Annotated in this window: 11 protein-coding genes; 8 read left to right on the top strand and 3 right to left on the bottom strand. The window is 37.3% G+C overall.

Annotated features, from left to right (window positions below; genetic code table 11):
* The first annotated feature begins 147 nt into the window (after nt 1-147).
* The 6 genes from A0J48_RS23835 (at nt 148) to A0J48_RS23860 (ending at nt 6,549) form a co-directional block, all read left to right on the top strand.
* Nucleotides 148-1,308 carry a glycosyltransferase family 4 protein gene (locus A0J48_RS23835; protein WP_200327075.1) on the top strand — a complete coding sequence of 387 codons (1,161 nt, stop codon included), beginning with the start codon at nt 148-150 and terminating at the stop codon, nt 1,306-1,308.
* Nucleotides 1,309-1,351: 43 nt separating this feature from the next.
* Nucleotides 1,352-2,332 (top strand): hormogonium polysaccharide biosynthesis glycosyltransferase HpsN, encoded by a 981-nt coding sequence (gene hpsN / locus A0J48_RS23840; RefSeq protein ID WP_200327076.1) that lies wholly within the window; start codon nt 1,352-1,354, stop codon nt 2,330-2,332.
* Nucleotides 2,333-2,444: 112 nt separating this feature from the next.
* A complete protein-coding gene (gene hpsO / locus A0J48_RS23845; RefSeq protein ID WP_200327077.1) occupies nt 2,445-3,626 on the top strand; it encodes a hormogonium polysaccharide biosynthesis glycosyltransferase HpsO in 1,182 nt (393 codons plus the stop codon).
* A 218-nt stretch (nt 3,627-3,844) separates the two neighbouring features.
* Nucleotides 3,845-5,020 (top strand): hormogonium polysaccharide biosynthesis glycosyltransferase HpsP, encoded by a 1,176-nt coding sequence (hpsP, locus tag A0J48_RS23850; RefSeq protein ID WP_200327078.1) that lies wholly within the window; start codon nt 3,845-3,847, stop codon nt 5,018-5,020.
* 190 nt (nt 5,021-5,210) lie between these two features.
* Complete coding sequence (locus A0J48_RS23855; protein ID WP_200327079.1) at nt 5,211-5,849, top strand: peroxiredoxin; 639 nt, start codon at nt 5,211-5,213, stop codon at nt 5,847-5,849.
* Between the two features lie 115 nt (nt 5,850-5,964).
* Nucleotides 5,965-6,549, top strand: coding sequence for a Uma2 family endonuclease (locus A0J48_RS23860; RefSeq protein WP_200327080.1), 585 nt, complete (start codon nt 5,965-5,967; stop codon nt 6,547-6,549).
* Nucleotides 6,550-6,566: 17 nt separating this feature from the next.
* On the opposite strand, the gene A0J48_RS23865 is transcribed toward A0J48_RS23860, so the two are convergent.
* From A0J48_RS23865 to A0J48_RS23875, 3 genes are all read right to left on the bottom strand, one after another.
* On the bottom strand, nt 6,567-8,771 hold the full coding sequence (locus A0J48_RS23865; protein ID WP_200327081.1) for a dynamin family protein: 2,205 nt from the start codon (nt 8,769-8,771) through the stop codon (nt 6,567-6,569).
* Between the two features lie 140 nt (nt 8,772-8,911).
* Nucleotides 8,912-10,993, bottom strand: a complete 2,082-nt coding sequence (locus tag A0J48_RS23870) for a dynamin family protein (protein WP_200327082.1) — start codon at nt 10,991-10,993, stop codon at nt 8,912-8,914.
* 12 nt (nt 10,994-11,005) lie between these two features.
* Nucleotides 11,006-11,311, bottom strand: coding sequence for a DUF3040 domain-containing protein (locus A0J48_RS23875; RefSeq protein WP_200327083.1), 306 nt, complete (start codon nt 11,309-11,311; stop codon nt 11,006-11,008).
* Nucleotides 11,312-11,574: 263 nt separating this feature from the next.
* Between A0J48_RS23875 and A0J48_RS23880 the strand changes: the two genes are divergently transcribed.
* Together A0J48_RS23880 and A0J48_RS23885 are read left to right on the top strand one after the other, a co-directional pair.
* The gene (locus A0J48_RS23880; protein ID WP_200327084.1) at nt 11,575-12,549 is read left to right on the top strand and encodes a cysteine synthase A; all 975 of its coding nucleotides are present in this window, start codon (nt 11,575-11,577) and stop codon (nt 12,547-12,549) included.
* A gap of 192 nt (nt 12,550-12,741) precedes the next feature.
* The gene (locus A0J48_RS23885) at nt 12,742-14,064 is read left to right on the top strand and encodes an ABC transporter substrate-binding protein (protein WP_200327085.1); all 1,323 of its coding nucleotides are present in this window, start codon (nt 12,742-12,744) and stop codon (nt 14,062-14,064) included.
* The last annotated feature ends 21 nt before the right edge of the window (nt 14,065-14,085 follow it).

Here is a 14,085-nt window from a genome sequence, read left to right on the forward strand (position 1 = left end):
CTGTAGTAATTACTCTGTTGATATCCCTAAGTCTCTTAACTATATATGTTGGTGTTTTTACTAAAATAGAAAAAATCATTACCCAACAAATAGAAAGTGTTGGAAAACAAAAATCAACTTAAAAAAACTTTAATCCAGGATGTAAAAATGGTCAAAATAGTGATCACAGGTCAACAACATATTACCACTCCCAACCTACCCCGTAATTCTCAACATACTCTCATCCGTCCTAAAAATTTTCCCACAGGTAGATATCCGATAGGGAAACTTTGGCAACCTTTATCTAGTTTTCTTCCTTGGCAACCAATATGGGGTGGATATCAGGTAATTCATTCTTTTAATAGAATTGTCTACACCAATAAACCTTGGTTTATTACATTTGAAGACCATCGTTATTTATATAGAAATCCCAAAAATAAACTTGAGTCTGTAGTTTATGAGTTGTTAAATAATCGGTTAGCACTGGATAATTGCCAAAAAATCATTGCTATGTCAGATTTTGCGAAATTCAGAATGACAAGACGGATAGAAGGTTGGGATATAGCAGAAAAGGTTAAACAAAAATTAATCGTCGTTCATCCCAATTTTCCTGTCAGAGTTAACCGGGCTAAAACATACAATGATCAACAACCATTACAATTGATTTTTGTTGGTAGTCATCTGGCTAGAAAAGGGGGAATTGTTGCTTTAAGGGTTGCCAAAAAAGCCAAAGAATTAGGTTTACCTGTTAAAGTAAATATTATATCCGTACTTGCTATTGGTAAAGGTATTCCTACAGATTTTCCTGACCGAGATAAGTATGCAGAAGATTTAAAACTTCTTGATTTAGATAATGTAACTTACTACAGAAGTCTACCCAATCAACAAGTAATTGATTTACTCTCACAAAGTCATTTTCAATTAATGACTACTTTGCAGGATACCTATGGCTTTAGCCTCATAGAAGGCTTTTCTGTAGCTACACCAGCAATTACAACAAATATATGTGCATTACCAGAGTTAGTAACTCCGGGCAAAAATGGCTACATTTTAGAATTACCACTGAATGAATCTAAAGAATGGAAAAATTGGCTACACGGTGAAAAATTGCCAACTGAGGAATATTGGCAAATTTTGAATGATACATACAATTATTTAGCTGATACAGCTTTGGAACAAATTAGCAAATTTTTGGATAGGGCAGATAAACGGGAGTATTACGAATCTTTAAGCACCGGGGCCTTAGCCCAAGCTCAAAATGTCAATAACGCAGAAAAGCAAAATGAGTTGTTCGACCAACTCTATGCAACAGCCGCAGGGTTATACTGAAGAAAATCCCGTTTAATTAATACAATATTAACCAGCAAAAGTTATGAATAATCAGCCATTAATTTCCGTAGTTATTCCTACATACAGAAGAGAGAAATTGCTACAAGATAGTATTGTTGATATCTTAAAACAAGATTATCCCCATTTTGAAGTTTTAGTAGTGGATCAAACCCAAACCCACGAACCAGAAACTCAAGCATTCCTGGAGGAAATGGCAGCAGCGGGTAAAATTAAACTATTTCGCTTAGATTGGGCTAGTTTACCAGGGGCGCGAAATTATGCTGTACGCAGGTCATCTGGTGAAATTATTTTATTTATTGATGACGATGTACAATTAACACCAGGGTTTTTAACTGCCCATGCCAAAAATTACATAGAACACCCAGAGGTAGGCGCAGTTGCTGGTAGAGTATTTGACAGAATGAAGTTAGGTGACTCTGGAGGAGAATTAGAAATTGAATATTTACCACCAGAAGCAATGGATCCTGGTATTGCTTGGTATCATATTGATTTAGTCCATACAACCAAACCTCAGCAAGTTTTAACAGCTAGGGGTTGCAATATGTCTTTCCGTCGAGAAGTTTTTACTAAGTACGGAATTCAGTTTGATGAGAGATTTCGGGGTAGTGCGGTACGGGAAGAATCAGATTTTTGTTTACGGTTTCGGCGGACTGGGTATAAAATTTGGTATGACCCGGAAGCTTATTTGGTGCATTTAGGGGAAGAAACTGGCGGTTGTCATGATATTAGTATGCGATCGCTCCAATATCAACTCACTTTTTATCACAATCATTTCCTCCTGGGGCTGAAAAACCTGACTTTTACCCAAGCTTTACGACTTTACGCCAATTTATTTGACTGTCATGTTCTCGGAAACCCTCCTTGTTATAAAAGTGGTTCTCCCATTAAAGTTATGACTCGCGGTGTTTTCTATTTTTTAGGTTTTCTCAAAGCTGTAGGTACGATGATTCAATCAGCATGGAATGATGGACAAATTTACAGTCGTTTAGATCAACAAGTTTAAGGTTAGGAACGCAGATGGACGCAGATAAACGCAGATGAATTAAGTAATTATTTTGTTTGTGTTTATCTATTTTGGGGGGTTAAAATTTGTCACTTTATCTTCAAAATATACCATGAGAATTTTAGTTGCTAGTCATACCTATATAGTAGACTTGAACTGTGAAAAATTGCGGGCTTTAGCTAAATTAGAACCTGGTATTGAGGTTACAGTTGTCGTTCCGAAAAGATGGAAACCCGGAGGAGTACAAAATAGAGTTATTGAAACCCAATACCGTGATGAAGGCTCATTTAAAATCGTGCCAATTTCTAATTTTAGTCAAAATCATCAAGGATTGCTGACTTTTGGGGCTGATTTAATTGGGTTATTCCAAAAATTTCGTCCCCAAATTATCCATGTAGAACAAGGTTCTAGGGGTTTGGCTTATACGCAGATGATTCTTTTAAATCAATTATTAGGACTAAAAGCCAAGAATGTATTTTTTACTTGGTGGAATTTACCTTATGAATTAAAATTACCAGTTGCTTTATTAGAAAAATATAACCTCAACAATAGTCATGGGATTATTTCTGGTAATCAAGATGGGGCGGAAATTTTACGTCAACGCGGATATCACGGTGCAATTAAAGTTTTGCCCCAATTGGGTGTAGATGAAACCCTATTTACTCCGAAACCGCAACCAGAATTATCTGCTAAGTTAGGAATTACTGAAAATGATTTTGTGGTGGGTTTTGTCGGTAGATTTGTACCAGAAAAGGGTTTGATAACACTGTTAAATGCGTTAGTAAAAATCAAAGATAAATCCTGGAAATTATTGTTATTAGGTAGAGGTGATTTACGGGAGGAGTTACTAAAGACAGCGACTGAAAACAACATTCAAGAAAAAGTAATCATAGTAGAAAGTGTTCCTCATGACGAAGTGGCAAGTTATATCAATTTAATGAATACCTTAGTGCTACCTTCAGAAACTACTTATAAGTTTAAAACTCTCACCGCTGTAGGTTGGAAAGAACAATTTGGTCATGTCTTAATTGAAGCAATGGCTTGTAAAGTACCTGTGGTTGGTTCTGACTCTGGTGAAATTCCTCATGTGATTGGTGATGCGGGTTTAATTTTTCCAGAAGGTAATGCGGAAGCTTTAGCTAATTGCTTGTTGCAGTTAATGGAAAAACCAGGTTTAGCTGATAATTTAGGGGAAATGGGTTATGAAAAAGCAATGGTTAAATATACAAATAAAGCTGTGGCTAAACAACAGTATGAATTTTATCAAGAGTTAAAGGTGACAGGTGACAGGTGACAGGTGACAGGTGACAGTAAGAAGAGAATATCTCGTTCCCAGTTTCGTTTAAAATTTATTCCTAAGTAGCTGGTTGCAATTAAATATAAAATGTGGGATGGGCATCTTGCCCGTCAACAGGCTAGAAGCCTGTTCCACTATCTCATAATTAATTAAGCCTACTTACTTATACAGAGTATGGGAATGAGGAATCAACAATTAATAAATAACAATTAATAATGAAAATATTACAAATTATTCCTTCGATTTCTCTTATTTATGGCGGTCCTAGTCAAATGGTAATAGGATTATCTTCAGCTTTAGCAAAAGCCGGAGAAGAAGTTACCATTATAACTACTGATAGTAATGGGGATTTTGGTCAAGTACCTCTAGATGTACCGTTAAATCAACCAATTAAACAAGATGGTTGTGAATATGAAATCATCTATTTCCGCTGTGCGCCTTTTCGCAGATATAAATTTTCTCTTAATTTACTAAAGTGGTTAAAAAATAACGCCAAAAATTTTGATATTGCCCATATTCATGCTTTATTTTCCCCTGTAAGTAGTGCAGCAGCTACTGTATGTCGTCAGCAAAATTTACCTTATATTTTACGCCCTTTAGGTACACTAGATCCTGCTGATTTGCAAAAGAAAAAACAATTAAAAAAGCTTTATGTGCAATTGATAGAACGACGGAATATCGCAGGTGCAGCAGCACTTCATTTTACTAGTGAACAAGAAGCAAAAATATCAGCCAGATTTGGAGTAACTACAAAAGATTTAGTCATTCCTTTGGGTGTTAACCCACCGCAAATTAATACTGAGGAGGTTTGGAGTAAGCTAAATATTCCTAATGATAAACCTGTGATTTTGTTTATGTCCAGAATTGACCCAAAAAAGGGTTTAGAATTATTAATTCCTGCATTGGAGACAGTATTAACAGCAGGTTTTGATTTTCATTTTGTCTTAGCAGGAACGAATCCCCAAGATCCAGCTTATGAAGCTAAAATTCAATCAGCAATTGAAAATTCATCATTGAATTTATGCACAACAATTACTGGCTTTGTCACGGGAAAAGTCAAAATTACTTTGTTGAAATATGCTGATTTATTTGTATTACCTTCCTACTATGAAAATTTCGGTATTGCTGTAGCAGAAGCGATGGTTGCAGGTACACCTGTGGTAATTTCTGATCAAGTGCATATTTATCAACAGGTGATAGATAGTGAGTCTGGTTGGGTGGGGACAACAGATGTAGAATCACTGGTAGATTTATTAACAACAGCCTTGTCCAACGCCCAAGAACGCCAACGAAGGGGACTAAATGCCCAAAAGTATGCTTTACAGAATTTTAGTTGGGATGCGATCGCACAGCAAGTAATTAATGCTTATCAGGAAATAATTACAGATTAACAGAAATGCAGTTTGGCTAATTTAGTGATAATAACTGTTTTTTGTTCCCTATTCCCTATTCCCTGCCACCTGTAAAATTACATAATTTAAAATTTTGTTGCAAACAGCCCTATCTCGATGGGATAATAGTTGTTTTGTGTCATGATGACACAGTAAAATAGTTATCTTTTCTAATTACAGGGAATCTAGCATGGCTCTCCGTCTTGGTGATACAGTACCCGACTTTACTCAAGCCTCTACACATGGCGACATAAACTTTTACGAATGGGCAGGAGACAGCTGGGTAGTGCTGTTTTCTCACCCTGCTGACTTTACACCTGTTTGCACAACAGAATTAGGCACAGTTGCGAAGTTAAAACCGGAATTTGACAAACGCAACGTGAAAGCGATCGCACTCAGCGTTGATGATGTAGACTCTCATAATGGCTGGGTGGGAGATATTGAAGAAACTCAAAGTACCACTCTCAACTACCCAATTTTGGCAGATCCAGATCGTAAAGTTTCGGAACTTTATGATATGATTCACCCCAACGCTGCGGCTACCGTCACCGTGCGTTCAGTATTCGTCATCGACAACAACAAAAAACTGCGTCTCTCTTTCACTTACCCCCCCAGCACTGGACGTAATTTTGATGAAATCTTGCGGGTAATTGACTCTTTGCAACTCACAGATAACTACAGCGTAGCTACACCAGCAGACTGGAAAGATGGCGACGACTGCGTAATTGTTCCATCCTTGAAAGATCCCGAAGTTCTCAAAGAGAAATTCCCCAAAGGTTATCAAGAAATCAAACCTTATTTGCGGATGACACCCCAACCTAACAAATAAATAATTTCCACTAACACCAATATTTCTTTTGTGGGGTGGGTTAGCAACAGTCTAACCTACCATTTTTTTAGGTAAAATAAAATAAGTTAGGTGAGTAAAGTAGGAGTAAAATACAATGCTTTCATCTCCTTTAATTTTTCAGCTACCATCGTCAATGAAAATGACAGATGAACAATTTTTTGACTTCTGTCAAGTCAACCGTAACTTACGCATTGAGAGAAATAAATTTGGAGAAATATCAATTATGTCACCAGCAGGTTCAGAAACCGGAAACCGCGAATTTAATCTTGCTGTACAACTAGGAGTTTGGTCAGAAAAAGATGGTACGGGAATTGGTTTCTCTTCCAGTACAGGGTTTAAACTTTCCACAGGTGCTGAACGTTCACCTGATGCTTCCTGGATAAAATTAGAAAGATGGAATACCCTGACACCAGAACAACAAAAAAAGTTTGCTCCTATTTGTCCTGATTTTGTCATTGAATTAAGATCACCTTCAGATAATCTGCAACCGTTAAAAGAGAAAATGACTGAATATATGCAAGAACCAGGAATACACTTAGGCTTATTAATTGACCGCAAAAATCGCCGAGTTTATATTTACCGTCCAGGACAACCAGAGGAATGTTTAGAAAATCCTGAAACTGTTAATTGTGAACCTGTTTTACCAGGGTTTGTTTTGAAAATGAATAACATTTGGTAAATGTTTTTGGGAAATATTTAGCCATTATTAGCATTTAAAATATTATAAGCCTCATTAACTAATCTCATCTTTTCCTGTACCTGTTTTTGCATCTGTGGTTGATTCACAAATAAATCATGATGCCATTTTTTAACTAAAATTTTATACGCTTGTTTGATTTCTGCAAAAGAAGCATTGGGTTGTAAACCTAAAATTTGATAAGCACGAATAATTTTATCTTTCTCAGCTTGGGTTTTTGGTGGATTTTGTGCTTTTTGATTTTTTGGTTCTTGTTTACCTGAAGAATTCATATTAGCTTTCATTTGTGCTATTTCCTCATCCAGTTCCCAAGTTTGAAATTTGGCTTCTAATTCTGCGGGGTTGGGTGGAGGTGTGGAAACTTCCTGACGCGGTGGTTCTACTTTTCTTGTAGTTTCCTGACGTGGTGGAGGTGGAGGTGCAGAAACTTGTTGACGTGGTGGTTCTACCTTCTTTTCTGTATAGGTATACTGAGATGATGATTGAGAATTTGCAGATTTAGGAGTTTCTTGATAAGGTTGATATTTAGTTTGGATATTGGCTTTTTTAAACTCTATCAGTAATTGATTAAATCCATTTTGTAATTGTTTAATATTTTCACGGTTTAGACTAATTTCTCGTGGTTCTTGGTTAACTTGAAAATTAATTACTTTAATTGCTTTTTTTTCATATTCAGCTAAAATAGATAAACCTTGAATACTGAATTCAGATAAATATTTTTCAGCCGCAGCTATGCAAATTTTTGCTACTTCTTGATGATAAACATCTTTAGCTGACTTTTCTTCGCCTTTTTGAATATTTGTATTTAATAAATAAGAAATACTCCCCACTACCGCAGCACCAACTGGCCCACCCAATAACCAACCAATACCACCACCTACAGCAATTGAACCAGGGTCAGTCAAATCATTACTATTAATATTAGTTGGTTTTGGAGGTAGATTTAATTGGGGTATATTAGGAAAGGGAATTTTTAAATCTTCTGGTCGTTCTTCTTTAAAGAATTCATAAGCTTGATACAACCATTTCATTATTGATATTTGTAAATCTGTCAAGTCTTTTTTCAAAGTTCCTGTTTGCCAAGACTGTAAATTATTTTCTGCCAGTGCAATGGCAATATCACCTTGATATTTAGATAATAATTGAGGTAAAGATAACCAAGTTTGTAATTCATAAACACTAGTCTTAAAACCTTGATCAATTAGATTTTTAGCTTTTTGCTTAATTTCGATTTTGGCGTTTTCTTTATCATCGAATTTTTTCACTTCACTGCTAATTTTATAAATTTTGTCTACTAATAAAGGTTGAATTTGAGAAGTTATTGCTTGCACTCGCGGTAAACGTACACCACCGCTATTTTGTTGTAAAATTACGACTATATTCTGCAAAGCTGTTTCAAAAGCCGCTAACCCACTACTATTTGCTGCTGCTACATCACCTTTTAATCTAGCGCGTAAAGCAGGTAAAGCATCGACTCGATATAAATTACTAAAACCAGGAGGTAAGTCAGACCGGAAACTTTCGGCAACAAATAACAACCGATGATAAACTTGTTTTTGTTCTTCTGGTTCAAGTAAATTGAGGAAATTAGCAACAAAAATAACGGTTTTAATTCCCCGTTCTAATAACCAATCCCGTAAGTTTTCCCGTTCACCTAAAGTCATTAATTTACGAGCATCTAATAATTGTATAACTAAATCTGTTCCTAATAATCGATCTCGGACTAAATTATCCTGTGCTTCTCGATCATTAGTTCCTGGTAAGTCAACAAATTCTATATTCCTCTCTAAAAAAGGATGAGGACAAAAAACTTCTACAGATGTAACATCTTTTCGCATCTGTCTATTGCCATCTAAAACTGCAAATTGCTGTAAAACTTCTGTTCCACTGCGGTAGATTTCTGTCCCATCTACCAACATGATGCGGGTGCGGAGAGTTGAACCATATTTAACAGTAATTGCAGCACCAGTAGTCGGGATTAAATCAATAGGTAAAGTACGATTTCCCAACATCGCATTTAACAATGTTGATTTACCATGATTGAAAGGCCCAAATACAGCAATTTGAAAATTAGGATTAGCTAAATGGTTACAGACAGCAATTACATCTTTATATAAGGTTGATTCTGAATTTAATTCTATTAATTTACAAGCAGATTTAATGGCATCTATTAGTTGATTGTAATCTTGATATTTTTGGTGCATATTTTTCTAATTTTTAATCTACTCATTATTCTCATTCCCATACTCTGTATGGGAATGAATTCTATAAGGCTCTGCCTTAAATTATAGTAGAGCCAGAGTCTCTGTATGACATTCCCAGTCAGAGACTGGGAACGAGGTAATTAGCTATAGTAAGCTAATAAATTACTGTAGACAGCTTCAATTTTTTGTAGTTGTTCAATCACACCTTCCTGCAAAATTTTAAACCGCTTGAATTCAGTTTCTCGATTAATTTCTCTTGTTTCTTTTTGCTTGAGCAGATTATCTAATTCCGATTTACGAGAATTGATATCATCATTAATGCGTTGACTGACTTCTCTTTCGTAAGCATCAAAACATCCTTTCACTGCATCATAAACAATGGGAGATTGTTCATTTGCAACTTGAGGTAGATATTTAACAAACTCTTTTTTAGCGGTTTTGACTAACTCTTTCCTAGCTTGATCTGCTTGTAAAATTCCCACTCCTAAACCTAGCAGTGCAAAGCCAATTGGACCCAGAAAAATACCTGTAACGGCTGTAATTAGTCCCCCTACACCAATGACAGTAAAGTAGTTTAACAGGATATTTTTCCAATCAAAACCAGCACCAGCTAAAGCCACACCAGCTAAATTACCTCTAGATAAAGATAATAATCCCATTGCCCATTTTGCCCAACTAGGTGAGTTATCATCTTCTGAGGTAGTTGTGGTATTAATTGTTACTTTTTGACCTGTTAATTTTTCAGTTATTTGGTCTGTAACTTGATTGTAAGATGCACCATATTGTGCAGCAGAATTCGATAATTTTCTAAACGCTGCATTCATATCTTTTTCAGCAGTTAAAGTCCAAGCTGAAAATTTATCTGTGATATATTCTTCAAATGCTTTTTGTAATGCTTCGTTAAAAGCTTCCCGTTTACCACTACTCAGAAAATCAAACAAATTTAACTCTGGTTGATAGCGTAAAAAATCGTTTTCAAAGGTGTTACCTAAGTTTAAAACGTAGCTACGGAAAGATTCAGATATTGCTTTTGCTTGAGTATCTCTAGTGTTGATAATTTCTTTTTGGAATTGATCACGAATATTGGTGAGTTTGATAAATTCAGGTTCTACAGAATTAATCCGATTTTTCAATTCATCAACATCTTGATCCAGTAAAGGAATACGTCTATCAATAGCTTCACGGGTATGATTTACAGCTTGTCTAGCTAAAGTTCTAACTTGACGTAGTTCTGCGATCGCTCTTTCCCTAGTCAAAAAGGTATTCAACGCACCCATAAACTCAGGAAAACCAGTTTTACTTAAATCAGCTTGGGGATTTTTTAACCTGCGTCTGAGTGCTTGAATTGATGAAATTTCAAACACTCGCTCATCATAGATATCTTGTCCATCTAGATAACAATATTCAGCTAAATTCGCCTTAAATACTTGTCTGAGTCTATTTTCCGCTGCTTCTAACTCTTCCACATCATCAGGATCAATTAAAGATTCTTTCACCTGATCCCAAGCATTAACTAAAAAGAAAACTGATAAACCCCGACCTTTGATATAATTTTCTAAGTAACGTCTTTCTCCTAAAGTACAAGGTTGGGAAGCTCGCATGACAAACAAAATTGCATGGCAATTATTGATATAACCTAAAGATAATTCATTGCGGGCTTCTGTATCGTTTAAACCTGGACTATCGACAATTTCAATACCCTTTTCTAACAAAGTTAAAGGATATTCCACCACGGCATAATCAACATCAGGAAATGCTTGTTTTTTCTCCTGTTCTAATTTCTTCGCTTCTGCTGGATCAATAGTATACTTATATTTAAAGCTTTGAAAATCTAATTGTTGGGGACTTTTCCCATCATTAAAGTGAATAGTAACTTTTTTTTCGGCACCGTAACGTAAAACAGTTAAAACTGCGGTACAGGGATTGACATCACTGGGTAATAAATTTTCGCCAATTAAAGCATTGAGAAATGTACTTTTTCCCCGTTTCATATCCCCTAAAACCAACAGCCGAAATACTCCTTGGCTAAGGTTTTTACTAGCTACGGTAATATCTTCAATATCTCGTGCTAAACTCAATTTACCTGATGAACTATCACCAGCTAATTCTGCCTGATTAATAATGTCAGCCAGCTTACTTAAGCAGACAGAAATTTCTGATCTTACTTGCACAACACGCTCTAAATCACTGATAAATTTATCAGTTCCCACTTGATAATTCATAATAATAACACCCTATTGAAGGTTTTTGAACTTTGATTCTAGGAAGAGTTTGTAAACCAAAAAAGCCAACGCACCGAAAATCACAAATCCAGCCAAAACTGAAGCAATGCGAACTGCAACTAAGGCTGCAACTGCCAGACCAAAAAGTTTGACACCAAGAATAGCTTTTCTCATCCAAGGTTTTTGGGAATTTTCTGGCTGATGTTTCTGTGTTTCATAAAAAGGCGCTTCAGAAGCATGGAGTCTATCTTCCATTTCCCGAAGTCGCATTTCTACTTTACGTTGCAGTTCTCGATTGTGTTCATCTTGAGATGCCATTGATATTTCACCTCTGTAGTCAATATCTCTGTATTTTAACTGACCTATTAATTGTCCTCAACAGCAAAATCATATTTTTAGCCTCAATTATTTCTATAGATGAACTGAAAAGAGTTATATGACCTCATTTATTCAGATTCAATAATATTTAGTAAATTTTCGGAAATTGTCGAGAAATTTCTCACCTGGGGAAGTGGCAGAAGTTGAGAATAGATTCCCGTATACGGCAAAATTTGAGAGGGAAAAACTCAGGTACATTCAACATGGATATAAAAAATGGATTTGTTGGCACTATTGGCAATACACCACTAATTCGCTTAAACAGCTTTAGCGAAGAAACTGGTTGCGAAATCTTGGCTAAAGCTGAATTTCTCAATCCTGGTGGTTCTGTCAAAGACCGTGCAGCACTTTACATGATTGAAGACGCAGAAAAACAAGGTTTACTCAAACCCGGTGGTACCGTGGTGGAAGGAACTGCTGGCAACACTGGGATTGGACTAGCGCATATCTGCAATGCCAAAGGTTATAAATGCCTAATTATTATTCCCAATACCCAATCCCAAGAAAAAATCGACGCACTCACTACCTTGGGTGCAGAAGTTCGTCCCGTTCCTGCCGTACCTTATAAAGACCCTAACAACTACGTCAGGCTATCTGGTAGAATTGCGGCGGAAATGGAAAATGCCATTTGGGCAAATCAATTTGATAATTTGGCTAACCGTCGCGCTCATTACGAAACCACAGGACGGGAAATTTGGACGCAGACAGACGGTAAAATAGACGGTTGGGTGGCAGCGACGGGTACTGGTGGTACTTACGCTGGTGTAGCAATGTACCTCAAAGAACAAAATCCGGCGGTTAAATGTGTGGTTGCTGACCCAATGGGCAGCGGTCTATACAGCTATATCAAAACTGGCGAAATCAAAATAGAAGGCAGTTCTATTACCGAAGGCATTGGTAACAGTCGCATTACAGCTAACATGGAAGGCGCACCTGTTGATGATGCCATTCAAATTGATGACCAAGAAGCTTTAAGAGTTGTTTATCAACTGTTGCGAAAAGATGGTTTATTAATGGGTGGTTCGACTGGAATTAATATTGGTGCCGCTGTGGCTTTAGCGAAACAGTTGGGGCCGGGACATACCATTGTGACGATTTTGTGTGACAGTGGTTCTCGCTATCAGTCACGTATTTTTAACCGGGAATGGTTAGCGAGTAAAGGATTGGTTGTTAGTTAGGAGTTTTCTATTTATCGCCACTGTATAGTGGCGATACCTCGCTAGGATAAAAAAGACCACATCTGACCCGACAAGGCAGCGTGGGACGGACACTTTGCTCAAGTCGGGAAACGCCCCCACACAAGTGTCTTCATGAATGGCCGGGCGAATAAGGACAGAGTTTCAGACCCAGGAGTTTCGATGAAAGTATTTATGCCAAAAACTAGTGTTTCCCTTGCTTTGAGTTTTGTCACCATAGCTAGTGGCCTTTTCATGGCCGCTTGTGAAAATACCACTACCACAACTAACCCAACACCTAACGGCACTACTGCTACTACAGCAGCTAACACGACTACATCTGGTAGCGCCAAAGGATTAAAAATAGGTAGTTTGTTACCAACAACTGGTGACTTAGCTTCTATTGGTCAGCAAATGGTTGGTTCAGTTCCTCTACTGGTAGAAACCGTTAACGCTTGTGGTGGTGTCAATGGTGAGCAAGTTTCTTTAGTAGAAGTAGACGACCAAACAGACCCGAAAGCTGGTGCTGCTGGTATGACCAAATTAGCTACTCTGGATAAAGTTGCTGGTGTAGTGGGTTCATTTGCTAGTAGCGTTTCCACTGCGGCTATATCTGTGGCGACACCGAATAAAGTCATGCTCATTTCTCCTGGTAGCACCAGCCCTGTATTTACCGATAAAGCCCAAAAAGGTGACTTTAAAGGTTTTTGGGCGCGGACTGCTCCCCCAGATACCTACCAAGCACTGGCTTTAGCTCAACTTGCTAAGAAAAAAGGTTTTAAAAGAGTTTCCACAGTCGTGATTAACAATGACTATGGTGTAGGTTTTGAAAAAGCATTTGTACAAACTTTTGAAAAATTAGGTGGCACAGTAGTTAATAAAGATAAACCTGTTCGTTACGACCCCAAAGCCCAAACTTTTGATACTGAAGCTGGTGCTGCTTTTGCTGGTAAGCCAGAGGCAGTTTTGGCGGTGATGTATGCGGAAACGGGAAGTTTATTCCTCAAAGCTGCCTATCAACAAGGTTTGGCCAAAGGTGTACAAATTATGCTCACAGATGGGGTCAAATCAGATACTTTCCCTGAACAAGTAGGCAAAAGTCCTGATGGTAAATATCTTTTATCAGGTGCTATTGGTACAGTTCCTGGTTCTGATGGTAAAGCATTGGCAGCTTTCAAAAAACTTTGGCAAGAGAAAAAAGGTGGTTCACCGGGAGAATATGCACCTCAAGCTTGGGATGCTGCGGCTTTGTTAGTATTAGCAGCACAAGCCGCCAAAGAAAATACAGGTGTTGGTATTGCTAGTAAAATCCGTGAAGTTGCGGCTGGAGAAGGTGCAGAAGTTACAGATGTCTGTGAAGGACTGAAATTACTCAAAGAGGGCAAAAAGATTAATTACCAAGGTGCAAGCGGTAATGTAGATGTTGACGCTAATGGTGATGTCGTTGGTGTTTACGATGTGTGGACAGTAGGAGATGACGGAAAAATCAAGGTAATTGATAAAGTTAGTCCTAAATAGAGGGTGTAGGGTGTAGGGTGT

The organism is Sphaerospermopsis aphanizomenoides BCCUSP55 (assembly GCF_001586785.1).
GTDB classification, from domain to species: domain Bacteria; phylum Cyanobacteriota; class Cyanobacteriia; order Cyanobacteriales; family Nostocaceae; genus Sphaerospermopsis_A; species Sphaerospermopsis_A aphanizomenoides_A.

Excerpts from the sequence above, each read along its gene's own strand:
- A0J48_RS23855 (WP_200327079.1), top strand. The coding sequence starts at position 5,211 with ATGGCTCTCCGTCTTGGTGATACAGTACCCGACTTTACTCAAGCCTCT.
- A0J48_RS23860 (WP_200327080.1), top strand. The coding sequence starts at position 5,965 with ATGCTTTCATCTCCTTTAATTTTTCAGCTACCATCGTCAATGAAAATG.
- A0J48_RS23835 (WP_200327075.1), top strand. The coding sequence starts at position 148 with ATGGTCAAAATAGTGATCACAGGTCAACAACATATTACCACTCCCAAC.
- A0J48_RS23875 (WP_200327083.1), bottom strand. The coding sequence starts at position 11,311 with ATGGCATCTCAAGATGAACACAATCGAGAACTGCAACGTAAAGTAGAA.
- hpsP (WP_200327078.1), top strand. The coding sequence starts at position 3,845 with ATGAAAATATTACAAATTATTCCTTCGATTTCTCTTATTTATGGCGGT.
- hpsO (WP_200327077.1), top strand. The coding sequence starts at position 2,445 with ATGAGAATTTTAGTTGCTAGTCATACCTATATAGTAGACTTGAACTGT.
- A0J48_RS23865 (WP_200327081.1), bottom strand. The coding sequence starts at position 8,771 with ATGCACCAAAAATATCAAGATTACAATCAACTAATAGATGCCATTAAA.
- hpsN (WP_200327076.1), top strand. The coding sequence starts at position 1,352 with ATGAATAATCAGCCATTAATTTCCGTAGTTATTCCTACATACAGAAGA.
- A0J48_RS23870 (WP_200327082.1), bottom strand. The coding sequence starts at position 10,993 with ATGAATTATCAAGTGGGAACTGATAAATTTATCAGTGATTTAGAGCGT.
- A0J48_RS23885 (WP_200327085.1), top strand. The coding sequence starts at position 12,742 with ATGCCAAAAACTAGTGTTTCCCTTGCTTTGAGTTTTGTCACCATAGCT.
- A0J48_RS23880 (WP_200327084.1), top strand. The coding sequence starts at position 11,575 with ATGGATATAAAAAATGGATTTGTTGGCACTATTGGCAATACACCACTA.